This is a genomic window from Pseudomonas sp. Q11 (assembly GCF_024494355.1).
Taxonomy (GTDB): domain Bacteria; phylum Pseudomonadota; class Gammaproteobacteria; order Pseudomonadales; family Pseudomonadaceae; genus Aquipseudomonas; species Aquipseudomonas hefeiensis.
In genome coordinates, this window is sequence record NZ_JAKNQY010000017.1 from 1 (window position 1) to 22955 (window position 22955).

The 22955-nt window shown below is 60.8% G+C and carries 18 protein-coding genes; 7 read left to right on the forward strand and 11 right to left on the reverse strand.

The genetic code is table 11. The features are described 5' to 3' along the window. Positions 1-368: 368 nt before the first annotated feature. The gene (aqpZ, locus tag MA884_RS17845) at positions 369-1058 is read left to right on the forward strand and encodes an aquaporin Z (RefSeq protein WP_256231737.1); all 690 of its coding nucleotides are present in this window, start codon (positions 369-371) and stop codon (positions 1056-1058) included. A 16-nt stretch (positions 1059-1074) separates the two neighbouring features. Here aqpZ and MA884_RS17850 read toward each other — a convergent pair whose 3' ends face one another. The 7 genes from MA884_RS17850 to aceK all read right to left on the reverse strand — a co-directional run bounded on the left by MA884_RS17850 (position 1075) and on the right by aceK (position 12118). After that, positions 1075-2199 carry a GNAT family N-acetyltransferase gene (locus tag MA884_RS17850; RefSeq protein WP_256231738.1) on the reverse strand — a complete coding sequence of 375 codons (1125 nt, stop codon included), beginning with the start codon at positions 2197-2199 and terminating at the stop codon, positions 1075-1077. Between the two features lie 142 nt (positions 2200-2341). Further along, the gene (locus MA884_RS17855; RefSeq protein ID WP_256231739.1) at positions 2342-3652 is read right to left on the reverse strand and encodes an OprO/OprP family phosphate-selective porin; all 1311 of its coding nucleotides are present in this window, start codon (positions 3650-3652) and stop codon (positions 2342-2344) included. A 223-nt stretch (positions 3653-3875) separates the two neighbouring features. Beyond that, positions 3876-4112 carry an anti-sigma factor gene (locus tag MA884_RS17860; RefSeq protein ID WP_256231740.1) on the reverse strand — a complete coding sequence of 79 codons (237 nt, stop codon included), beginning with the start codon at positions 4110-4112 and terminating at the stop codon, positions 3876-3878. Next, complete coding sequence (locus MA884_RS17865; RefSeq protein WP_256231741.1) at positions 4106-4717, reverse strand: RNA polymerase sigma factor; 612 nt, start codon at positions 4715-4717, stop codon at positions 4106-4108. The genes MA884_RS17860 and MA884_RS17865 overlap by 7 nt, the downstream gene beginning before the upstream one ends. Before the next feature lie 207 nt (positions 4718-4924). Continuing rightward, complete coding sequence (locus MA884_RS17870) at positions 4925-6046, reverse strand: beta-ketoacyl-ACP synthase III (RefSeq protein ID WP_256231742.1); 1122 nt, start codon at positions 6044-6046, stop codon at positions 4925-4927. A 325-nt stretch (positions 6047-6371) separates the two neighbouring features. Beyond that, positions 6372-10283, reverse strand: a complete 3912-nt coding sequence (gene hrpA, locus MA884_RS17875) for an ATP-dependent RNA helicase HrpA (RefSeq protein WP_256231743.1) — start codon at positions 10281-10283, stop codon at positions 6372-6374. A gap of 125 nt (positions 10284-10408) precedes the next feature. Next, positions 10409-12118: a bifunctional isocitrate dehydrogenase kinase/phosphatase gene (gene aceK, locus MA884_RS17880; protein WP_256231744.1), complete on the reverse strand. Its 1710-nt coding sequence runs from the start codon at positions 12116-12118 to the stop codon at positions 10409-10411. 130 nt (positions 12119-12248) lie between these two features. Between aceK and MA884_RS17885 the strand changes: the two genes are divergently transcribed. After that, positions 12249-13160, forward strand: a complete 912-nt coding sequence (locus tag MA884_RS17885) for a DMT family transporter (RefSeq protein ID WP_256231745.1) — start codon at positions 12249-12251, stop codon at positions 13158-13160. A 163-nt stretch (positions 13161-13323) separates the two neighbouring features. Here the strand turns inward: MA884_RS17885 and cysK are convergent, their stop codons facing one another. Continuing rightward, on the reverse strand, positions 13324-14298 hold the full coding sequence (cysK, locus tag MA884_RS17890; RefSeq protein ID WP_256231746.1) for a cysteine synthase A: 975 nt from the start codon (positions 14296-14298) through the stop codon (positions 13324-13326). Between the two features lie 130 nt (positions 14299-14428). Here cysK and MA884_RS17895 point away from each other — a divergent pair, with 130 nt between their 5' ends. The 3 genes from MA884_RS17895 (at position 14429) to MA884_RS17905 (ending at position 17915) form a co-directional block, all read left to right on the forward strand. Further along, a complete protein-coding gene (locus tag MA884_RS17895; protein ID WP_256231747.1) occupies positions 14429-15505 on the forward strand; it encodes a DUF748 domain-containing protein in 1077 nt (358 codons plus the stop codon). 349 nt (positions 15506-15854) lie between these two features. Then, the gene (locus MA884_RS17900) at positions 15855-16700 is read left to right on the forward strand and encodes a MoxR family ATPase (RefSeq protein WP_003184225.1); all 846 of its coding nucleotides are present in this window, start codon (positions 15855-15857) and stop codon (positions 16698-16700) included. 36 nt (positions 16701-16736) lie between these two features. Then, complete coding sequence (locus MA884_RS17905; RefSeq protein ID WP_256231748.1) at positions 16737-17915, forward strand: VWA domain-containing protein; 1179 nt, start codon at positions 16737-16739, stop codon at positions 17913-17915. A 210-nt stretch (positions 17916-18125) separates the two neighbouring features. Here MA884_RS17905 and MA884_RS17910 read toward each other — a convergent pair whose 3' ends face one another. From MA884_RS17910 to MA884_RS17920, 3 genes are read right to left on the reverse strand one after another with little or no spacing between them, the layout of a single operon-like run. Further along, the gene (locus MA884_RS17910; RefSeq protein WP_256231750.1) at positions 18126-18668 is read right to left on the reverse strand and encodes a DUF2937 family protein; all 543 of its coding nucleotides are present in this window, start codon (positions 18666-18668) and stop codon (positions 18126-18128) included. Positions 18669-18681: 13 nt separating this feature from the next. Then, entirely contained in the window at positions 18682-19458 is a 777-nt protein-coding gene (locus tag MA884_RS17915) for a class II glutamine amidotransferase (RefSeq protein WP_256231751.1), read from the reverse strand. A 33-nt stretch (positions 19459-19491) separates the two neighbouring features. Further along, the gene (locus tag MA884_RS17920; protein WP_256231752.1) at positions 19492-19989 is read right to left on the reverse strand and encodes an MFS transporter; all 498 of its coding nucleotides are present in this window, start codon (positions 19987-19989) and stop codon (positions 19492-19494) included. Between the two features lie 179 nt (positions 19990-20168). On the opposite strand from MA884_RS17920, the gene MA884_RS17925 reads away from it, so the two are divergent. Further along, the gene (locus MA884_RS17925) at positions 20169-22223 is read left to right on the forward strand and encodes a S9 family peptidase (protein ID WP_256231753.1); all 2055 of its coding nucleotides are present in this window, start codon (positions 20169-20171) and stop codon (positions 22221-22223) included. A 219-nt stretch (positions 22224-22442) separates the two neighbouring features. After that, the gene (locus MA884_RS17930) at positions 22443-22916 is read left to right on the forward strand and encodes a cyclic nucleotide-binding domain-containing protein (RefSeq protein WP_047228036.1); all 474 of its coding nucleotides are present in this window, start codon (positions 22443-22445) and stop codon (positions 22914-22916) included. Positions 22917-22955 lie beyond the last annotated feature (39 nt).

The following is a 22955-nucleotide window of genomic DNA, read 5'->3' on the forward strand; positions in this document are numbered from 1 at the left end:
TGGTGAACGCCGAATACATGAGCACTCGGGCCCCATGTGGGAGCAAGGCTTGCCCGCGATAGCGGCCGCACTTTCAGCATCAATGCAAGCTGACCCACCGCTATCGCGAGCAAGCTTTGCTCCCACTGCCCAGCGCCCGAGCGCCATTCTGAAAAAATCTGTCCAGGCTCCATTCATCCCGCACCACAACGGCATACTCCACGCCGACCACGGCCGAAACCGCCACAGTCCATGACTGCGGCGGTTTTTTTATGCCGCTGGATTCTTCGCAAAACCCTGCTGTACTCAGCCCAGGTTCTGGAGATGAACCTGTCGTAATTCTGCTGGATGCATAACCGATTATCACGACTGTTTTATCAAGGATGCTTATGTCTTTACTCAAACGTTCAACGACTGAGTTGTTGGGTACGTTCTGGCTCGTATTAGGCGGCTGCGGCAGCGCGGTATTGGCCGCTTCCGGGATTGGCGTGCTAGGGGTCGCCCTGGCGTTCGGCCTGACGGTGTTGACCATGGCGTTCGCCATCGGCCATATCTCGGGTTGCCACCTGAATCCGGCCGTGTCGGTGGGGTTGTACGTGGGCGGGCGGTTTCCGGCCAGGGAATTGCCTGCCTACATCATCGCCCAGCTCATGGGTGGGGTGCTGGCCGCCGCGTTGATCTACTTCATCGCCAGCGGCAAGGAAGGCTTCGACCTCGCCGCTTCCGGCCTGGCAGCGAACGGCTATGGCGAACATTCGCCCGGTCAGTATTCCATGGTGGCCGGTTTTGTGACCGAGCTGGTCATGACGGCAATGTTCATCCTGATCATCCTCGGTGCCACCGATAAACGTGCACCGGCCGGGCTGGCACCGATTGCCATCGGCTTGGCGCTGACGCTCATCCACCTGATCTCGATTCCGGTCACCAACACCTCCGTCAACCCGGCCCGCAGTACCGGTCCGGCGTTGATCGTCGGCGGCTGGGCCCTCGAGCAATTGTGGCTGTTCTGGGTGGCGCCACTGATGGGCGCCGTCGTCGGCGGTTTCTCTTACCGCTGGCTGGGTAAGGAAAACAGCTGAGTCACGCCGGCGAAGATCAGCACTGACGATAAGGCAGTGCGGTCTTCGCCTCTTCGGCATACGCCAGCACGCCCTCATGCTCGCGGATCAGAAAGTCTGCAACCGCCGCCTTCAGGCCAGGATGGCGCAAGTAGTGCCAGGAACGGGTGATCACCGGCTCGAAACCGCGAATCAATTTGTGCTCGCCCTGGGCACCGGCATCGAAACGCTGCAAGCCGTTGGCAATCGCGTAATCCATGCCCTGATAAAAGCAGGTCTCGAAGTGCAAACGGTCGAATTCCGCCAGGCAACCCCAATAACGCCCATAAAAACTGTCGCCACCCACCAGGCTGAACGCCATCGCCACCGGCCGTGAACCTTGCTTGGCCAACACCACGCGAATGGCCTCGGGCATGCGCTCGGCCAGCAGACTGAAAAACGTCCGGGTCAGGTACGGTGCCTGCCGACGCACCGCATAGGTGTTGGCATAACAGGCGTAGACAAAATCCCATTGCGCCTGATCCAGTTGATGACCTTCCAGCCATTGGAACTCGATGCCCTGCCCCGCCACTTGCTCACGCTCCTTGCGCATCTGCTTGCGCTTGCGGGAACTGAGCGCGTCGAGAAAATCCTGAAAGTCCCGATAACCGCGATTCTGCCAGTGGTATTGGCAACCGATCCGCTGCAGCCAGCCCGGTTGCCCGGCCAACGCTGCGTCGGTGAAGGCATCGGTGAAGTTGATGTGGGCGCTGGAGAGCGATTCGATTTCCAGATAACCCGGCAGGCTGCCAAGCAACTCCAACCCGTCTTCCCCACTCGCTGCCAGGAGCCGTGGGCCACTGACCGGGCTGAACGGCACCGCCGTCAACAGCTTGGGGTAATAGTCGATCCCGGCCCGGGCGCAGGCGTCGGCCCAGGCGTGGTCGAACACGTATTCGCCGTAGGAATGCCACTTGCGGTAACTGGGCAGAGCCGCCAGCACACGACCGTCTTCGATATGCAACAGATGCTCGGGCTGCCAGCCGGATTGCGGCCCCAGGCTGCCGCTGTCTTGCAGGGCCGTGAGGAAGGCGTGGCGCAGGAAGGGTTGATTGGCAGGCACCAGTGCGTCCCACTCTTGCGGCGCGATGGCGGACAGGCTGTCCAGAACGTGTAGCGGCATGCGGCTCCCCAGTATCCAGAATGCGGATGGGGCGAGTATCGCCGATCCTGACCGGGCGGGCGTAAAAAAAACCCCGCCAGAGGCGGGGTTCAAAGGAGCTATAACGGATGAAAGATGAAACGTTGTATCAAGTCAGCACGACTCAGAACACGTACTGGGCGCGCATGACAAAACCGTCGCCATCGTCGTCGCCGTTTTCGTTGGTCACGTTGTCGGCCTTGGCCTTGACGTAAACGGCGGAGATTTTCACCGCTTCGTTGGCGTACCAGTTCACACCCAGGTTGTGCACCTTGGCTTCCGCATCGCCCACGTCACGGGTCGCGGATGCTGTGGTGATGTTGTCGTCTTCAACGGTCAGGCTGTCGTAGCGATAGAACACTTCCCAAGCGCCGATAGACTTGTTGGCGGGCTTGATCGCGTCGAACTTGCCGATTTTATAACCGCGGGACTCACCGGTGAGGGTGTAGGCACCCTGGACATAGAAACCGTGACCTTTGATGTCCTGGAAGGCGCTGTCGTCAGCCTTGGTTTTGCGCGAGACGTATTCACCCTGGATCGAGGCTGGCCCCATGGCGAAAGCGGCTTCCAGGCCGAAAGCGGTGTCAGTGTCGTACGAGCCAGCCGGCGAATCGTCGGCGCCGCCCAGTACCGGACGGTGGCCGTTATCACCGGCATCGTTGCCGCCGTCTGTATCGACGCCACGCATGCCCAAACGGGTGCGGTAACGCGCATCGAACTCGGCGTCGGAGACGTCACGGGAGGCCACGTTCACACCGAAGTGCAGGACGTTGCCGGAGTCGTGCATTGGGGCAAATACAAAGCGACCGTTGACTTGCTTGACGCTGTCGCCGTCGGTGTCGTTGCTGTCCTTACTGAACACACCGGCCGAGGCATAGAACGAATCAGCGAAAGTGCTGGAGGCTTGAATGCCCATGCCGTTCTGTTTGTCCATGGTCCAGTCGACCAGATCGTAGGCGGCGTTACGCTCGGTGGCGGTGACCCACTTGGAACTGGTGGCTTTCTCCAGGCCGAAATCCGGGTCGAAACGACCGAATTTGATCGACACCGGCTTGAAGCCGTTGTAAGCCATGGAGGCTTCGTCGAAGTAACCGTCCGTTGAACTGCCCGAGTTGTGGGCGAGGTCATAGCTGATGGTGTAGGCCCAATCCGTGTACACCACGCCGGACAGTTCCACGAAGGCACGACGCAGATAAGCGGCGTCGGCCGAGTTGCCATTGTTGGTGTAGAGACCGTCAAACTGGCTGTAGTCAGCCTGCAAACGACCGCCAAGCTTGAAGCTGAACTCTTTGTCGGTGGTAGCGACCTCAAGGCCGCCCTTGGTTTTGACCACGATATCGGCGCCATCGGTAGTGACGGTGCCGGCGAAAGCCTGGGCGGTTACTGCCATTGCCAGTGCGCTGGCGGCAACACCTGCGAAGTGCTTGCGGATCATCGAAGAATTCCCCTGTTGGTAGTCTATGCCGTTAGAAAACACGCGGAACTGAGCCCGCTGGTGTTGGAGGGGATCTTGGCGATGGGTTATGTCAGCGCAGTTGCCATCAGATAAAGATTTTATGACAGGGGAACTTTTTACTTCGAAAGGGAATAACCCAGAAGCAGCTTCAAGAGATGAGCTGCAAGCGGCAAGTTAGAGCGATCGACTTGTGCAAGGGGGGTTATGGGTGGTGACGTTTGCGCTCGGCCGCGAGTTTTTCAGCCAACTGATCCAGATCGGGAACCGGCGATTCGGGCAGATTTCTGAGCGTGGCCTGCATCAGGCGCATCTGGCGAATGAAACGCCGGCACGTGGCACAAAACATCAAGTGATGGCGCACCATCAGACGCTCACGGAAACTCAGTTGACCGTCGAGAAAATCGCTGGAGCGTGCCACTTGTTCCTTGCAGGTCAGCATTCGCCGGTTTCCTCGAAATGTTCCACGGTTGCAAAGACCTTCAGCCGTGCCCGATGCAACAACACACGTACGTTGGAGAGCGAGATGTCCAGAAGATTACAGATTTCCTCCAGTTCCAGGCCCTGACGTTCGCGCAAGGTCAAGACACTGCTTTGCAGTTGCGACAGGCTGAGCAGCGTGTGTTCAAGGCAATCGCGCAGTTCGCCCATCGTGAGCAGCGCCTCCGGCGTGTCCTGGTGCCAGGCGAACGGCGCCAGCAGCCAATGGCCATCAGCGGCGAAACGATCATCGCCCAGGGTGCCGTGAGGCGACGGCAGATCATCGAGCAGCACTTCCCGACGGTTCTGCTTGTAGCGGCCCTTGGCCGCGTTGGCGGTGATGGTCAGCAGCCAGGTCTTGAGACTGGAGCGGCCCTGGAAGCCATTGAGGTTGCGCACCACTGACAGCCAAGCGTCCTGCACCACTTCGTCGGCATGGCGGCTGCCGACAATGGCATAGGCCACTGCGCGCATTGGGTTCTGGTAGGTGCTGACCAGCTCCTTGTAGGCTTGTTGCTCACCTGCAAGGAGGCGTTGGAGCAGGAGGGTGTCGTCGGTGACCGTCATTCAACGTCCTATTGCTGGATAGATCCCGGTTGTTGCAGCTTGTGGGGGCAAGGCTTGCCCGCGATGAAGATGACGCGGTCTCCCGGGTGGCCCGAGGTGCCTGCATCGCGAGCAAGCTTTGCTCCCACAGACCACACAGACCACACAGACCACACAGACCACAGACCACAGACCAGCAGGAATAAATCCTCTGGCCGCCAAAGTGAATCAGTGCTTACGCAGAATCACGCTACCAATCGAATACCCGGCGCCGAACGAGCTGAGTACGGCGACCGAACCGCTGGGCAAATCATCCTGGTAGGAGTGGAACGCAATCACCGAACCGGCCGAACTGGTGTTGGCGTAGCGGTCGAGGATCACTGGCGCTTCTTCTTCGGTGGCTTCGCGGCCCAGCAGCTTGCGCACGATCAGGTGGTTCATGCTCAGGTTGGCCTGGTGCAGCCAGAAACGCTTCACTTCACTGACGTTCAGCTGGTTTTCTTCCAAGTGGACACCGATCAACTCGGCCACCATCGGGCAGACATCGCGGAAAACTTTGCGACCTTCCTGGACGAACAGCTTGTCACGACTGCCGATCCCCTCTTCCCCGGCACGGTTGAGGAAGCCGAAGTTGTTGCGGATGTTGTTGGAAAACTTGGTGAGCAACTTGGTGCTGACCACGTCGAACTGATACGGCGAGGTTGCCTGGTCCGCCCGCTCGATGATCACGGCGGTGGCCGCGTCGCCGAAGATGAAGTGGCTGTCGCGGTCGCGGAAATTCAGGTGGCCGGTGCACACCTCCGGGTTAACCATCAGGATCGCCCGGGCCTGGCCCAGTTGTACGCTGTTGGCCGCGGCCTGGATGCCGAATGTCGCCGAGGAACAGGCCACGTTCATATCGTAACCAAAACCGTCGATGCCCAGGGCTTCCTGGACTTCAATGGCAATGGCCGGATACGCGCGCTGCAAGTTGGAACAGGCGACGATCACGCCATCGATGTCGGCGGCGGTGCGGCCGGCGCGTTCCAGGGCCTGTTTCGCGGCACCGACGGCCATTTCGCAAAGCACCGACCACTCGTCGTTAGAGCGCTCGGGCAGGCGCGGGGTCATGCGTTGTGGATCGAGAATACCGTCCTTGTCCATGACAAAGCGGCTCTTGATGCCGGAGGCTTTTTCGATGAACGCCGCACTGGATTCGGTCAACGCCTCGACTTCACCGCGCTCAATGGCTTGGGCATTGTCGGCGTTGAATTGCGTTACGTAGGTGTTGAAAGACTGCACCAGCTCTTCGTTGGAGATGCTGTTGGCCGGGGTGTACAGGCCGGTGCCGCTGATGACGACGTTATGCATGGTCGTGTCTCTGATCTGTTCAGGCAGAAAGCGTTGGCACCGACGTACCAACACACAAGGGGTCTTTTCCCATCCAGGGGAAGCAGACCTGGCAGCGCTTTATTCCGATCCGCCCGTGGCCATTGAAGCTCAAAAACCACGGGACCGGCATTTATAGGCGCGAAGTTTGCCATAAACGCTGGCGTTTGGCCCATTCTCCATTACTTACGCCCCACAACCCTGTGGGAGCGAGCCTGCTCGCGATAGCGGTGGATCAGCCAGCATCAATGTTGACTGACCCACCGCTATCGCGAGCAGGCTCGCTCCCACAGGTCTTGCGCCGGGGTCAGGGCTCCACCTGCCCCCACTGCTTGCTCAAACGCTTATCCGAAATCGGCACCTTGGTCCCCAGTTGCTGGGCAAACAGCGAGACCCGGTACTCCTCCAGCCACCAGCGGTACAGCTCCAGTTGCGGATCGCGCTTGCCTTCCTGGCTGTGTTTGCTGACGCGGGCCTGGTACTGGGCCCAGAGATTCGACAGTTCGCCGCTCCAGACCCGGTCCTTCTGCACCTGGCTGCCGAGCTTCTCGAAGCGTTGCTCGATGGCCTTGAGGTAGCGTGGCAGTTCCTTGAGCCACTGATGCGGGGTTTCGCGCACAAAGCCCGGGTACACCAGATGGCTGAGCTGCTGCTTGATGTCGTTCAGCGCCACGGCCTGGGCCAGGTCGATCTTGCCCTTGAAGCGTTTTTGCAGGCCGTGCCAGAGCTTGAGGATGTCCAGGGTCAACTTCGCCAGGCGTTCGGCGTGTTCGGTCCAGCCGCCGCGTTTACGCTCGGCCAGGGATGCCAGCGCGGCGCCATCACGGGGCAGGCTCGCCTCGCCCTCCAGCACGCAGCTGTCGAGACTGACCAGCAGGATGTCTTCCACCAGGCTGTCGATGCGTCCCAGTTCGCGGTACAGCAGGCCCAGCTCCGTCAACCCAGGCAGTTTGCCGCGCAGGAACTTGGCCGATTCAGCCAATTGCTGCATCAGCAACCGCTGCAAGGCGCGACGGTGCTGGAACTCGGCTTCGGCCGGCGTCGGGAAACGGCCTTCCTTGACCACACCGCCCTCTTCCACCAGCGCCGGGTACACCGTCATCGACAGCCCGGCGATCTTCTGTTGGGTTTTCTCGGCCACCGGGGCGAAGATTTTCGCTTCCACCGGCGCCTGGCTTTTCGCCGTCTGCGGCACGGCCAAGGCGGCCTGGCTGGCTTCGGCAAATCGCGCCGTCAGCTCGGCCAGGTCACGGCCTTCGCCGAGAAACTTGCCCTGGCCGTCGACGATTTCCAGATTCATGCGCAGATGGCTTTCCACCTCCTGCGCCGCTTGCGCCCAGGCTTCGTCACTGACCCGCGCACCGGTCATGCGCAGCAGTTCGCGCCCCAAAGATTGCGGCAACGAGCCCTCAGCGAAGGTAATGCGTTGCAACGCGGCCTTGACGAAATCCGGCACTGGCACGAAATTTTTGCGCAGGGCCTTGGGCAGGTTGCGCACCAAGGCAATGCACTTGGCCTCAATCATCCCCGGCACCAGCCACTCCAGGCGTTCTGGTGGCAGCATGGGCAACAGCGGTGCCGGCACGCGCAAGGTCACGCCGTCGCGGGGATGGTTGGGCTCGAAGTGGTAGCTCAGCGGCAAGGTCAGCTCACCGACGCGCAAAGTGTCGGGGTAGTACGCGGCAGTGACTTCACTGGCCTCGCGGGCCAGCACATCTTCTTCGCGCATGATCAGCAGTTGCGGGTCTTTCTGGCTGTTGATCCGGTACCAACTGTCGAATGTCGCAGTCTGGTGGATCTCGGCCGGCAAGCGCGCATCGTAGAAGGCGAACAGGGTTTCTTCGTCTGCCAGAATGTCGCGACGCCGGGCCTTGGCTTCCAGTTCGTCGAGTTGCTCCAGCAGTTGGGTATTGGCGCTCAGGCATTTGGCTCTGGACTGGATCTCGCCGCGCACCAGCGCCTCGCGGATGAACAGTTCCCGCGACACCACCGGGTCCACCGGACCGTAATGCACCGGCCGGCGACCGACCACGATCAGCCCGAACAGGGTGATTTGTTCATACGCCACCACTTGCCCGCGCTTCTTCTCCCAATGGGGTTCGAAGTGGTTTTTCTTGATCAGGTGGCCGGCCAGCGGCTCGATCCAGTCCGGTTCGATCTTGGCCACCATGCGCGCATACAGCTTGGTGGTTTCCACCAGTTCGGCGGTCATCAACCATTGCGGACGCTTCTTGCCCAGGCCCGACGAGGGGTGAACCCAGAACCGTCGTTGACGGGCACCGAGGTAGTCGCCGTCTTCGGTTTTCTGGCCGATCTGGCTCAGCAGGCCGGAAAGCACCGCCTTGTGCAGTTTCGGGAAATCGGCCGGCTCTTTATTGAGGCTCAGCTGCATGTCGCGGCAGATCAGGCTCAACTGCCGATGGGAATCGCGCCACTCGCGCAGGCGCAGGTAGTTGAGGAAGTTCTTGCGACACCAGTTGCGCAGCGGGCTGGCGGTCAGGGCCTGGCGCTGCTCTTCGAAACCGCGCCACAGATTGACCAGACCGGCGAAGTCCGAGTCGGGATCTTTCCACTGGGCGTGGGCCTGGTCGGCGGCCTGTTGGCGCTCGGGTGGACGCTCACGCGGGTCCTGGATCGACATGGCGCTGGCGACGATCAGCACTTCCTGCAAACTGCCCAGTTTCGCCGCTTCCAGCAGCATGCGGCCCATGCGCGGGTCCACTGGCAAGCGCGCCAACTGGCGGCCCAGCGGGGTCAACTGACTGTTGCGGTCGACCGCCGACAGCTCTTGCAGCAGGTTGAAACCGTCGCTGATGGCCTTGCCATCCGGCGGTTCGATGAACGGAAAATCGGTGATCTCCCCCAGGCGCAGGTGCAGCATCTGCAGGATGACCGCCGCCAGGTTGGTGCGCAGAATCTCCGGGTCGGTGAATTCCGGCCGGCCGAGGAAATCTTCCTCGCTGTACAACCGCACACAAATCCCCGGCTCGACCCGCCCGCATCGGCCCTTGCGCTGGTTGGCGCTGGCCTGGGAAATGGCTTCGATGGGCAGGCGCTGGACCTTGGCGCGATAACTGTAGCGACTGATGCGCGCGGTGCCGCTGTCGATCACGTAGCGGATGCCCGGCACGGTGAGCGACGTTTCAGCGACGTTGGTCGCCAGCACCACGCGACGGCCCGGGTGGGACTGGAAGATCCGCTGCTGTTCGGCTGGCGACAGCCGCGCATACAACGGCAGGATTTCGGTGTGCTTGAGTTGGGCCTTGCGCAGCATTTCCGCCGCGTCGCGAATCTCCCGCTCGCCCGGCAGGAACACCAGCACGTCACCGGGGCTGCGGCGCTCGCTGCGCTCATAAGCGGCGATTTCATCCAGCGTGGCGAGGATCGCCTGGTCGACGGTCAAGTCGTCCTCGACCCGATTGCCCTCCTCGTCCTGCTCCAGGGTCAACGGGCGATACCAGGTGTCCACCGGGAAGGTGCGGCCCGAGACCTCCACGATCGGCGCGTCATCGAAATGTTTGGAAAAACGCTCCAGGTCGATGGTCGCCGAGGTGATGATGACTTTGAGGTCCGGGCGACGCGGCAGCAGGGTCTTGAGGTAGCCGAGCAAAAAATCGATGTTCAGGCTGCGCTCATGGGCCTCGTCGACGATGATCGTGTCGTAGCGTTCCAGGTAGCGGTCGTTCTGGGTCTCGGCCAGCAGGATGCCGTCGGTCATCAATTTGATCAGGGTGTTGGCGTCGCTCTGATCCTCAAACCGCACCTGGTAACCCACCAGCGCACCCAAGGGCGTGGCCAGCTCCTCGGCGACCCGGCTTGCGACGCTGCGCGCGGCGATCCGGCGCGGCTGGGTATGGCCGATCAAACCGTGCTGGCCGCGACCGATTTCCAGGCAGATTTTCGGCAACTGCGTGGTTTTGCCCGAACCGGTTTCACCGGCGATGATCAGCACTTGGTGCTTGAGCAGCGCGTCCTTGATTTCGTCGCGCTTGGCGGCGATCGGCAAGCTGTCGTCGTAACGAATGACCGGCAGGCTGGCCTTGCGCGCCAACACCTGATCGCACGACGCCTGCATGCGCGTCACCCACTGGGCCAGCCTGGCCTCGTCGGGTTTCTTGCGCAGCTCGAGCAACTGCCGCCGCAACCGGTTACGGTCAGCGAGCATGGCGTGGTCGAGGTTTTTCAGCAGCTTGTCGATAGCGGGGGCTTGGTCAGTCATCAGGTACGCAAGGGGAATAGGAGCAGCGGCAAGTTTCAAGCTGCAAGCGGCAAGTTGCAAGCGGCACTGCCCTGAAACTCAAAACTTGAAGCTTGCAGCTTGCCGCTTGCCGCTTGAAGCTGCCTCTACCCCCTACGCCTATACGGGAACACGTCGATCACCTTGCCCGCCCGAATCGCCTCTTGCAGGCTCTTCCAGTAATCGGCGTTGTACAACTCGCCATGCAGTTGATCGAACAGCTTGCGTTGCCCCGCGTCGGCGAACAGGAACGGTGGGAACTCTTCGGGAAAAACATCCAGCGGCCCGATGGAATACCACGGCTCGGAGGCCATTTCGTCTTCCGGGGTCCGCGGCTGGGGGATGTGACGGAAGTTGGCTTCGGTGAGGAAACAGATTTCGTCGTAGTCGTAGAACACCACGCGGCCGTGGCGGGTCACGCCGAAGTTCTTGAGCAACATGTCGCCGGGGAAGATGTTGGCCGCCGCCAGTTGCTTGATCGCCAGGCCATAGTCTTCCAGCGCTTCACGCACCTGGTCCTGGTTGGCGTTTTCCAGGTAGAGGTTCAGCGGGGTCATGCGCCGTTCGGTCCAGCAGTGCCGAATCAATACCGTGTCGCCTTCCACCGACACCGTGGACGGCGCCACGTCCAGCAGTTCCTCCAGGCACGCCGGTTCGAATTTGTTCAGGGGAAAACGGAAATCAGCGAACTCCTGGGTATCGGCCATGCGCCCGACCCGGTCGACGCTTTTCACCAGCCGGTACTTTTCGATCACGGTCGCACGGTCGACGTTCTTCGACGGCGAGAAACGGTCCTTGATGATCTTGAATACGGTGTTGAAGCCCGGCAGGGTGAATACGCTCATGACCATGCCGCGCACGCCAGGGGCCATGATGAACTGGTCGTCGGTGTTCGCCAGATGGTTGATCAGCGCCCGGTAGAACTCGGATTTGCCGTGCTTGTAGAAACCGATGGAAGTGTACAGCTCAGCGATGTGCTTGCCCGGCAGGATGCGTTTGAGAAAGCCGATGAATTCCGCCGGCACCGGCACGTCCACCATGAAGTAGGAGCGGGTGAACGAGAAAATGATCGACACCTGCGCCTCGTCAGTGATCAGCGCGTCGATCTGGATGCCCCGGCCTTCGCGGTGCAGCAGCGGGATGACTAATGGCCATTGCTCATCCTGGGTATAGATCCGGCCCACCAGATAGGCGCCCTTGTTGCGATAGAGCACCGACGAAAACAATTCCACCGTCAGTTGCGGGTCCTTGCAGACCCAGTCGGGCAGGTTCTCCCGCAATTGGGCTTCAAGGCGCTGCAAATCGCCCGGCAAGTCGGCGTAATCCTCGCTGAAACGGTAGTCGGCGAAGATCGCCGCCAGCATCCGGTCCAACTGGCCCTCGGGTTTGTAGGTTCGGGTCTGGGCGGCGCGGGCACGGCGCAGGCTGGGTCGGGTGGTATGGATGAACATGGTGCCGTCGCTGATCAGGTCATGGCTGAACAACCCGCAGAAAATCGAGTTGTACCAGGTCTCGGACAGTTCATCGTCGAAGCGCAAATCGATCAGGCTGATGTAGGCGCTTTTGACCAGCGGCCAGCAACTGACATCCATCAGCGCCTCGGCTTCGAAGGCCTTGCGCAAATGGGCCACGGTTTCGAAGACTTTTTCTTCATACAAATTGATCCGCGCCGCCGACGCCTCTTGCGCCTCCTGCCATCGGGCCTGCTCGAACCGGGCGCGGGCGCCATCGGTGATCTGCCGGAAATGCTCACGGTAATCGTCAAAGCCTTCGAGGATCGAACGGGCGATATCGGCGGCGGGCCATGGCTGCGGCATAGGGTAAACCTCGGCGGGTCATGCTTGTCATTGGCGACTGAGCTTAGAGGCCAATCGCGCGGCAACGCAACCATTGCCATCGGTCTTTAGCGAGGCGACACTTGCGACCCGATCAAGGAAGGAATGTGCCGTGAACCCCGTTGATATCCTGCGTTTGCTGTCGTTGGCCGCCATCTGGGGAGCCAGTTTCCTGTTCATGCGCATTATCGCCCCAGTCATTGGCACAATCCCCACCGCATTTTTTCGCGTGTCCATCGCCTTTGTCGGGTTGCTGGTGATCCTGACGTTGATGCGTATCGACTGGAATTTTCGCGGCAAGCTGAAAATCGTGATGGTGCTGGGCCTGATCAACTCGGGCATTCCGGCAACGTTTTATTCGCTGGCGGCCCAGGTGCTACCGGCCGGTTACTCGGCGATCTTCAATGCCACCACACCGTTGATGGGGGTGCTGATCGGCGGGTTGTTCTTCAGCGAAAAACTCACCATGGCCAAGGTCGGCGGCGTATTCCTGGGACTGTTCGGCGTCGGCATCCTGACCGGAGCGGGGCCGGTGGCCTTCGACCTGCAATTGCTGATGGGCGCCCTCGCCTGCTTGCTCGCCACCACCTGCTACGGCTTCGCCGGGTTCCTTGCCCGCCGCTGGCTTGATCATCAAGGCGGGCTGGACAGCCGCCTCGCGGCCTTGGGCAGCATGTTCGGCGCCACCGTATTTTTGCTGCCACTGTTTGGCTACAGCGTTATCAGCCAGCCGCCGGCCAGTTGGGGTGGCTGGAACGTCTGGCTGTCGCTGCTGGGGCTGGGTCTGGTGTGTACGGCGCTCGCCTACATTCTTTATTTCCGGCTGCTCAGCTCCATCGGTCCGGTCAAATCCATGACAGTGACCTTCCTGATCCCCCCGTTCGGCGTGCTATGGGGGGCGTTGCTGCTGGATGAGCCGTTGGGGATGGCGCACCTGTATGGCGGGGTGTTGATTGCGGCGGCGCTGTGGCTGGTATTGAAACCAGCGGCGGCGGCAAGTTCGGTGAAGGAGCCTGCACGGTAGGGCATCGGCGCGGCGCAATAGGTCATCGCGGGCAAGCCTTGCTCCCACAGAAGCTCCCCCCATCACAACTTGCTCCCACAGAAGCTCTCCCCATCACAACTTGCTCCCACAGAAGCTCTCCCCACCACAATAAGGTTCACTCACGAGTCGCAGGGGGACACGATTACTGCTGAGTCTCCTGCTCGGTAAACAGGTCGCTGAACAACATGCTCGACAGGTAGCGCTCGCCCGAATCCGGCAGGATCACCACGATGGTCTTGCCCTGCATTTCCGGCTTTTGCGCCAGGCGCACGGCCACGGCCATCGCCGCGCCGCAGGAAATGCCGCAAAGGATGCCTTCCTCCTGCATCAAGCGCAGGGCCATGGCCTTGGACTCTTCATCAGTCACCCGCTCGACCTGATCGACGATCGACAGATCGAGGTTTTTCGGCACGAACCCGGCACCAATCCCCTGGATCTTGTGCGGGCTGGGCTTGATTTCCTCCCCCGCCATCGCCTGGGTAATCACCGGCGAAGCCACAGGCTCCACCGCTACCGACAGGATCGGTTTGCCGCAGGTGTTCTTGATGTATCGCGAAACCCCGGTAATGGTCCCGCCGGTGCCGACGCCCGCGACCAGCACGTCCACGGCACCATCGGTGTCGCTCCAGATTTCCGGGCCGGTGGTTTTTTCATGAATGGCCGGGTTGGCCGGGTTATCGAACTGCTGCGGCATGAAGTATTTGGCGGGGTCGCTGGCCAGAATCTCGGCAGCCTTCTCGATGGCACCTTTCATGCCCTTGGCCGGATCGGTGAGCACCAACTCCGCGCCCAAGGCCTTGAGGACCTTGCGTCGCTCGATGCTCATGGAGGCCGGCATGGTCAACATCAGTTTATAGCCGCGGGCGGCGGCCACGAACGCCAGGCCGATACCGGTATTGCCCGAAGTGGGCTCGACGATGGTCATGCCGGACTTGAGCTTGCCCGAGCTTTCGGCGTCCCAGATCATGCTCGCGCCGATCCGGCACTTGACCGAGTAACCCGGATTGCGCCCCTCGATCTTGGCCAGGATGGTCACGCCACGCGGGGCAATGCGATTGATCTGCACCAGTGGCGTATTGCCGATGGAATGGGCGTTGTCAGCGAATATGCGGCTCATGACTGGGGTCCTTAATGCAGCGGGGATTGAGCGCTTAAAGGTATGCCTGTTACCCATGGGCGTCCAGTTGCACCGAACGTTCCAGTTGTTACAACAGTCAATGTTTTAACAACGCTGGAGACTGACTGAGATGAAGCGTCGATACAGCTGGCCACTGTGGTCTTTCGCCATCATCGTTGTGGTGCTGGCGGCCTTGCATTTCACCTTGCCGTACCTGGTGCGCGATTACTTGAACGACAAACTGGCCGACATGGGTGACTACCGCGGCCAGGTGGCCGATGTGGATTTGGCGCTCTGGCGGGGAGCCTACCGGATCAACGGCCTGGAGATCGTAAAGGTCGATGGCAAGGTCCCGGTGCCGTTCGTCGAAGCGCCGTTGATCGACCTGTCGGTCAGCTGGCATTCGCTGTGGTACGACCATGCGGTGGTGGCCGAGGCGGAGTTCGTGCGCCCGGAAGTGAACTTCGTCGATGGCGGAGCCAACCGGCAAAATTCCCAGACCGGTCAGGGCACCAACTGGCGCGAGCAACTGAGCAAGTTGCTGCCCATTACCTTCAACGAAGTGCGGATCCGGGACAGCAAGGTGACGTTCCGCAACTTCAACTCCAAGCCGCCCGTGAACCTGCGAGCTACCGACGTCAATGCCAGCTTCTATAACCTGACCAACGTGGTCGACACCGAAGGCAAGCGCGACGCTCGCTTCGAGGGCAAGGCCCTGGTGGCCGAACATGCGCCGCTGGAAGTGCAGGCGACCTTCGACCCGTTGAGCGATTTCGAGGATTTCGACTTCCGCTTGCGCGCCAGGGACATCGAACTCAAGCGCCTTAACGATTTCGCCGCGGCCTATGGCAAATTCGATTTCAATGCCGGCCATGGCGACCTGGTGGTGGAGGCAGAAGCCGAGAACGCCCGGCTCAGCGGCTACATCAAACCGCTGTTGCGCGACGTTGACGTGTTCGACTGGCAGCAGGATGTGGAAAACGAAAAAAAGAACATCTTCCGTTCGGTCTGGGAAGCCTTGGTCGGCGCGGGCGAAACGGCCCTGAAAAACCAGCGCAAGAACCAGTTTGCCACCCGGGTGGAGCTCAGCGGCAATGTCCATCAGCAGGACATCAGCGCCTTCGAAGCCTTCCTGCAGATCCTGCGCAACGGTTTCGTCCAGGCCTTCAATGCCCGGTATGAGCAGCCGCCGCCGTCGGCCGATTAGGGTGTTTGCGGCTTTTTTGTGGCAGAGAGTGCTCGCCGCGTCTTTGACGCCGCGCTGTCGCACAGGTCCTGTGGCGAGGGGATTTATCCCCGCTGGGCTGCGCAGCAGCCCCCAAACCAGGCAACTCGGTGTGCCAGGAAGATTGAGTTCACTGCTTTAGGGCTGCTCCGCAGCCCAGCGGGGATAAATCCCCTCGCCACAAGACTGAGTCAACATGTGACGCTCCATTCAGAGACTGAATACAGCGTCTGCGTTCACAGTCGGCGGGACACCGCGTTATAGTCGGGCACGACATTTATTTCGCGCGCCCCGCCTCGTCAGGCCGGCGACACGTTCGAGGAAATTGCACATGAAGTTCGAAGGCACCAGCGCCTACGTGGCCACCGATGACCTGAAGCTGGCCGTCAATGCCGCCATCACCTTGGAGCGGCCGCTGCTGGTCAAGGGCGAACCGGGCACCGGCAAGACCATGCTGGCCGAACAATTGGCTGAATCCTTCGGCGCGCGCCTGATCACCTGGCACATCAAGTCCACCACCAAGGCCCATCAAGGCCTCTACGAGTACGATGCGGTCAGCCGCCTGCGGGACTCGCAGTTGGGCGTGGACAAGGTTCACGACGTGCGCAACTACCTGAAGAAGGGCAAGCTCTGGGAAGCGTTCGAGTCTGAAGAGCGGGTGATTCTGCTGATCGACGAGATCGACAAGGCCGACATCGAATTCCCCAACGACCTGCTGCAAGAACTCGACAAGATGGAGTTCTACGTCTACGAGACCGATGAAACCATCAAGGCCAAACAGCGGCCGATCATCATCATTACCTCCAACAACGAAAAGGAACTGCCGGACGCCTTCCTGCGCCGCTGCTTCTTCCACTACATCGCCTTCCCCGACCGCGTCACCCTGCAGAAAATCGTCGACGTGCATTACCCGGACATCAAGAAAGACCTGGTCAGCGAAGCGCTGGACGTGTTCTTCGACGTGCGCAAGGTGCCGGGCCTGAAGAAAAAACCTTCCACCTCCGAACTGGTGGACTGGCTCAAGCTGCTGATGGCCGACAACATCGGCGAAGCGGTGCTGCGCGAGCGTGATCCGACCAAGGCCATTCCGCCCCTGGCCGGCGCCCTGGTCAAGAACGAACAGGACGTGCAACTGCTCGAGCGCCTGGCGTTCATGAGCCGCCGTGGCACCCGCTGAACCCTCTTCGTTTCAACAAGAGCGAGGGCGACTGCCATGCTGCTTAATCTGTTCAATGAAATGCGCGCCGCCAAGGTGCCGGTGTCGGTGCGTGAACTGCTGGACCTGATCAACGCCCTGAAACAGCGGGTGATCTTCGCCGACATGGACGAGTTCTATTACCTGTCCCGGGCGATCCTGGTGAAGGATGAACGGCATTTCGATAAATTCGACCGGGCCTTCGCCGCTTACTTCAATGGCCTGGAGAAACTCGATGATCATCTCCAGGCGCTGATTCCCGAAGACTGGCTGCGCAAGGAATTCGAGCGCTCGCTGACCGACGAAGAGCGGGCGCAGATCCAGTCCCTGGGCGGCCTGGACAAGCTGATCGAGGAATTCAAGAAGCGCCTGGAAGAACAGAAGGAACGCCATGCCGGCGGCAACAAATGGATCGGCACTGGCGGCACCAGTCCGTTCGGCTCCGGCGGTTTCAACCCCGAAGGCATCCGCGTCGGCGACGCCGGCAAGCGCCAGGGCAAAGCCGTGAAGGTCTGGGACCAGCGCGAATACAAAAACCTGGACGACCAGGTGGAACTGGGCACCCGTAATATCAAGGTCGCCCTGCGCCGCCTGCGCAAGTTTGCCCGCCAGGGGGCCGCCGAAGAGCTGGACATCGATGGCACTATCGACCACACCGCCCGGGACGCCGGCCTGCTGAATATCCAGATGCGCCCGGAACGACGCAACACCGTCAAGTTGCTGTTGCTGTTCGACATCGGCGGCTCGATGGATGCCCACGTAAAAATCTGCGAAGAACTGTTCTCGGCCTGCAAGACCGAGTTCAAGCACCTGGAGTATTTCTACTTCCACAACTTCGTCTATGAATCAGTGTGGAAAAACAACCTGCGCCGCACCTCGGAACGTACCTCGACCCAGGACTTGCTGCACAAGTACGGCGCCGACTACAAAGTGATTTTCATCGGCGACGCCGCCATGGCCCCGTATGAAATCACCCAGGCCGGCGGCAGCGTCGAGCACTGGAACGAAGAGCCGGGGTATGTCTGGATGCAGCGCTTCATGGAGAAGTACAAGAAGCTCATCTGGATCAATCCTTACCCGAAGGACACCTGGGGCTACACCGCCTCGACCAACATCGTGCGCGAACTGGTGGAGGACCGGATGTTCCCGCTGACCTTGCGAGGGCTGGAAGAAGGGATGCGGTTGCTTTCCAAGTAAGATTTTTTCTGCCCTTGAGGGCCTCGGAGCAGGCTCGCCCCACACCGGATCTTCGTCACACAAAAGATCCCAGTAGGAGCTGGCGAAGCCTGCGATCTTTTGATCTTTCGCTCAAGACTCAATTGCCAGTGGAAAGATCGCAGCCTCGTTGCACTCGGCAGCTCCTACAACGCCCAGCGGGACTTCGCTAGATCCCCTCGCCACAACAGGCTACAACCCGCGCAAATCCCGCTCTTCAATCGGCCGGCTCTGGCGCAGACGCCTGCCGCCCAATACCACCCAGTCGATCAGGCGGAACAGGCACTCCAGGCCGAACGACAGCAACATGGCACCACTGAGGCCCCAGATCATCGCCTCGGGGGTCAGGAGGATCTGGTAGCTGTAGCCATTCCAGGTTTCCTTGCGAATCTCCGGGTCGGCGGCCAGTGCCACTTGCAGCAAACGGATATACCACGGGCCTTGCATCGCCTGGAATTGCTTGTCCAACGCCTGCTGGCGGACGAGCAAGGTGTTCAGGCTGTCGGCATCACTGCGAAAGATCGGGTCTTCGCTGGCACGGTAATGAGCCACCAACGCCTGCATGTCGCCTTTGAAAAACTGATTGGCGGTGCCCTGGAAACCTTGCAGCCCGGTCTGCGCTTCGATCAGGTGCGCCTCGACCCGCTTGGCGTAATCGCTGATGAAACCAGGCACCTGCACCCCCACCAGCAGGCCTATCGCGAACAACACCAACCGTAGATAACTGAGCAACATAATCGTGACGTCCTTATTCGGTCTGGCCGTGGCTGACGCATTCGCCGCGCCGCCACAGGCTCCATTGGCCCGGTTCGTAGCGGGTCCAGGTTTCGTTTTCGGTCAAGGGTTCGGTGGCAACCACGGTGACCACGTCGTTGGGCGTGGTTTCGGCGTGGAAATCCACGATCACGTCGACATCCTTGAGCCGCGCCGGGCCGAACGGCGCGCGACGGGTAATCTGGGCCAGTTTGGTCGAGCAAAAGCAGAACAGCCAGTCGCCATCGCTGAGCATGCAATTGAACACGCCCTTGCTGCGGTATTCGGTGCAGGCCTGGATCAACGACGGCAACAGTTGCTCCACCTCCACCGGTTCCGGGAACGCCTGGCGCACGCGGTTAAGCAAATCGCAGAACGCCGCCTCGCTGTCGGTATCGCCCACCGGACGATAGAAGCTTGCGCCCGGCTGGAAATCGGCGAGTTGACCATTGTGCGCGAAACACCAGTTGCGGCCCCACAACTCACGCACGAACGGGTGGGTGTTGGACAGGCAGACCTTGCCGACATTGGCCTGGCGGATGTGCCCGATCACCACTTCGCTCTTGATGGGATAGCGCTGCACCAGGTTCGCCACTTCCGACTCGCTGCTGGCGGCAGGGTCCTGGAACAGGCGCAGGCCACGACCTTCATAGAACGCGATGCCCCAGCCGTCCCGATGCGGTCCGGTCTTGCCGCCGCGCTGCATCAGCCCGGTGAAGCTGAATACGATATCGGTCGGCACGTTGGCGCTCATGCCCAGTAACTCACACATGCTCGGACCCTCGCTTCAATGGGGCAAGCCTGGTTACAGCCGCGGTTCGATACGCGAACGCTGAGGGTTGCTCGGTACTGGCGGGCGACCGTAACGGTCATCACCCGCCACGCCGAACGGTTGCTCATCCTGTAGCTCATCAGCCGCGGCGGCGGCTTTGGCGGCAGCGGCTTTTTCCTTGCGAGCGCTGGCTGCACGCTCGATGGGGAAGCGGATCAGCACGAGAATCAAATAGAGACCAAAGGCGATCATGCCGTACATGAACAGATCCGACACAGCACGCCAGGCGTTGTTGCCGACCTTGAACAGCACGTCCAGGGCGACGATGGCCAGGGCCGGGGCAACCTGTTCCTTCACGGGGTCGACGATAGTGGGGCTGAACAGCAACACCGCCATCAACAGGCGCAGCGGCTCACGCAACCAGCGCCAGATCCAGCGGGTCATGCGCATCCATACCAACAGGCAGCCCAGGGCGGCGAAGGCATAGAGGCCCCAGGCGATCAGATAGTCGTTCTCGGTCATGGTGTCCATGGCAAGGCAGGCAAATAGGCGCTTATAGTAACGGCTTTTCGCTCGTCAGGCTGCCCCGGCGTCTGTCGAGTGGTCTGTGCCGCAGTATCTGTCGGTTAATTTCTGGCGCCGAAGGTGGCCGACAGAACTAACCACACCGACCACCAGTCCCTATTTCGTACAATGTTCGAGAGCCTTTCATGCCCCTATCTGCCCACGTCTGCAACGCCCCGATTGCCCGCAGGGACGCCGGCGTTGACCCCTACGCCTGGCTGCAGGAGCGCGACACCGACGCCGTGCTCGACTACCTCAAGGCTGAAAACAGCTATCAAGACGCGCAACTGGCTGACCAGGCCGAACTGCGCGAAACCCTGTTCCAGGAAATCAAGGGCCGGATTCTGGAGACTGATCTGTCCCTGCCCTCGCCCTGGGGTCCGTACCTGTATTACACCCGCACCACGGCCGGGGACGAATACCCGCGTCACTACCGCTGCCCGCGTCCGGTGGACGACAGCCTGACCGTGGATGAAAGCCGCGAACAATTGTTGCTGGACCCTAACGTGCTGGCTGGCGGTGGTTTCTTTTCCCTGGGTGCCTTCAGCATCAGCCCCGACCACCAGCGCCTGGCCTACAGCCTGGACACCACCGGCGACGAGATCTACACCCTGTTCGTCAAGGAGCTGGCCAATGACAAAGTCAGTGAACTGTCCTTCGAGGATTGCGACGGCAGCATGACCTGGGCCAATGACAGCCTGACGCTGTTCTTTGGTGAGCTGGATGACACCCATCGCCCGCACAAACTCTTGCGCTATCGCCTGGACGGAACGGCTGCCGAAGAAGTGTTCCATGAGCCGGACGGGCGTTTTTTCCTGCATTGTTACCGCTCAAGTTCCGAGCGGCAGTTGATCCTGTCCCTGGGTAGTAAAACCACCAGTGAAGTCTGGGTCCTGGACGCCGCACAACCAGACCAGCCTTTCACCTGCCTGGCGCCACGGGTGGAACACCATGAATACGACGTCGACCATGGCTTGCTCGACGGTCAGTGGACCTGGTTGATCCGCAGCAACCGTGACGGGATCAACTTCGCGCTGTACCAGGCCGCCGACACGGGCATGACGCCGACCGAGGCGGACTGGCAGAACCTGATCCCCCACAGTGACACGGTGATGATCGACGGCCTGAGCCTGAACGCCAGCGCCATGACCCTGAGTCTGCGTGAAGGCGGCCTGCCCATCATTGAGGTTCACCCACAAGGTTTACCGGCGTATCGGGTGCAACTGCCGGACGCGGCCTACAGCCTGCATGTGCAGAACAGCCTGGAATTCGTCAGCACCCGCATTCGCTTGCGCTACGAGGCGCTGAACCGTCCGGCACAGATTCGCCAGCTGGACCTGACCAGCGGCGAACAGGTCGTACTCAAGCAAACCCCGGTCCTGGGTCCATTCGACGCCGATGACTATGTAAGCCAGCGGCTGTGGGCGACGGCACCGGACGGCACGCAGGTGCCTATCAGCCTGGTGGTAAAACGCCAAGCCCTCGGCCAGCCGGTGCCGCTGTACCTGTATGGCTACGGCGCCTATGGCGAGAGTCTTGATCCGTGGTTTTCCCATGCGCGGCTGAGCCTGCTCGATCGCGGCGTGGCATTTGCCATTGCCCATGTGCGTGGGGGCGGTGAACTGGGGGAAGCCTGGTATCGCGCCGGCAAGCAGGAGCACAAGCACAACACCTTCAGCGACTTCATCGCCTGCGCCGAGCATTTGATCGCCAATGGTGTCACCCGCGCCGATCAACTGGCGATCAGCGGCGGCAGCGCCGGTGGCTTGCTGATCGGCGCGGTGCTCAATCAACGGCCGGATCTGTTCAAGGTCGCGATTGCCGAAGTGCCGTTCGTCGATGTGCTCAACACCATGCTCGACCCGGACCTGCCGCTGACCGTCACCGAATACGACGAGTGGGGTAATCCCGAAGAGCCGGCCGTCTATGATCGGATCAGGGCCTACGCCCCGTACGAAAACGTCAGCGCCCAGGCGTATCCGGCGCTGCTGGTGATCGCCGGTTACAACGACAGCCGCGTGCAGTATTGGGAAGCGGCCAAGTGGGTGGCGAAATTGCGCGCCACCAAGACCGATGACAACCCCTTGCTGCTCAAGACCGAACTGGGTGCCGGCCACGGCGGAATGAGCGGACGCTACCAGGGTTTACGTGACGTAGCCCTCGAATATGCATTTGTTTTGAAGGTTTTGGGATTGGTCTGAGGAACTCTGTGGCATGGCTGGGTCTTAGCTCCATGCGCAGGGCTCTGATACCACCATCCAATGTGGGAGCGAGCCTTTGTGGGAGCAAGGCTTGCCCGCGATGGCATCAGCTTGATCTGACAGACAGACCGAGTCGTCTGTATCGCGGGCAAGCCTTGCTCCCACAAAGAAACGTCACCCTTGCAACCGCACCAGACACAAGAAAAAGACCGTGACGACATGTCAGAACCGACTTTACTGAACAACGAAATCCGCGACTGGCTGATGGACTGCGGTCTGTTTGACCAGTTGCAGCCTGTCGACTTCGCCGCAGCATCGGGCTACTTCAGCATCAGCGCCATTGCCCAAGGGGAAGCGATTTTCCGCGAGGGCGATGCCGGTAGCTTCATGTGCATCATCCATTCAGGGCAGGTGGCCGTGCAGAAAACCGGCCCCGACGGCCAACCCGTCACCATCGCCACGCTGCGCAGCGGCCGGGCTTTCGGGGAAATGGCGGTGCTTGACGGAGAACGGCGCTCGGCCAGTTGCATCGCCGCCAGTGATTGCCAATTGCTGAACCTGGGCAAGGATTCCCTGGAAAAAATGCTCAACGATGCACCGAAGATCGCCGCCAAAATCATCCGCGCCCTCGCCGTCTCCCTGTCCAAGCGCCTGCGCATGGCCGATGGGCAGTTGCTGTCGCAGCAGGTCTGACGCCCTCTATCAGTTGAAACACAGAATCTGTGGGAGCAG

Coding starts and splice junctions, on each gene's coding strand:
- MA884_RS17895 (WP_256231747.1), top strand. CDS start 14,429: ATGAAGCGTCGATACAGCTGGCCACTGTGGTCTTTCGCCATCATCGTT.
- MA884_RS17930 (WP_047228036.1), top strand. CDS start 22,443: ATGTCAGAACCGACTTTACTGAACAACGAAATCCGCGACTGGCTGATG.
- aqpZ (WP_256231737.1), top strand. CDS start 369: ATGTCTTTACTCAAACGTTCAACGACTGAGTTGTTGGGTACGTTCTGG.
- MA884_RS17870 (WP_256231742.1), bottom strand. CDS start 6,046: ATGCATAACGTCGTCATCAGCGGCACCGGCCTGTACACCCCGGCCAAC.
- MA884_RS17860 (WP_256231740.1), bottom strand. CDS start 4,112: ATGCTGACCTGCAAGGAACAAGTGGCACGCTCCAGCGATTTTCTCGAC.
- MA884_RS17925 (WP_256231753.1), top strand. CDS start 20,169: ATGCCCCTATCTGCCCACGTCTGCAACGCCCCGATTGCCCGCAGGGAC.
- MA884_RS17855 (WP_256231739.1), bottom strand. CDS start 3,652: ATGATCCGCAAGCACTTCGCAGGTGTTGCCGCCAGCGCACTGGCAATG.
- aceK (WP_256231744.1), bottom strand. CDS start 12,118: ATGCCGCAGCCATGGCCCGCCGCCGATATCGCCCGTTCGATCCTCGAA.
- MA884_RS17920 (WP_256231752.1), bottom strand. CDS start 19,989: ATGGACACCATGACCGAGAACGACTATCTGATCGCCTGGGGCCTCTAT.
- MA884_RS17900 (WP_003184225.1), top strand. CDS start 15,855: ATGAAGTTCGAAGGCACCAGCGCCTACGTGGCCACCGATGACCTGAAG.
- MA884_RS17915 (WP_256231751.1), bottom strand. CDS start 19,458: ATGTGTGAGTTACTGGGCATGAGCGCCAACGTGCCGACCGATATCGTA.
- hrpA (WP_256231743.1), bottom strand. CDS start 10,283: ATGACTGACCAAGCCCCCGCTATCGACAAGCTGCTGAAAAACCTCGAC.
- MA884_RS17850 (WP_256231738.1), bottom strand. CDS start 2,199: ATGCCGCTACACGTTCTGGACAGCCTGTCCGCCATCGCGCCGCAAGAG.
- MA884_RS17865 (WP_256231741.1), bottom strand. CDS start 4,717: ATGACGGTCACCGACGACACCCTCCTGCTCCAACGCCTCCTTGCAGGT.
- MA884_RS17910 (WP_256231750.1), bottom strand. CDS start 18,668: ATGTTGCTCAGTTATCTACGGTTGGTGTTGTTCGCGATAGGCCTGCTG.
- MA884_RS17905 (WP_256231748.1), top strand. CDS start 16,737: ATGCTGCTTAATCTGTTCAATGAAATGCGCGCCGCCAAGGTGCCGGTG.
- cysK (WP_256231746.1), bottom strand. CDS start 14,298: ATGAGCCGCATATTCGCTGACAACGCCCATTCCATCGGCAATACGCCA.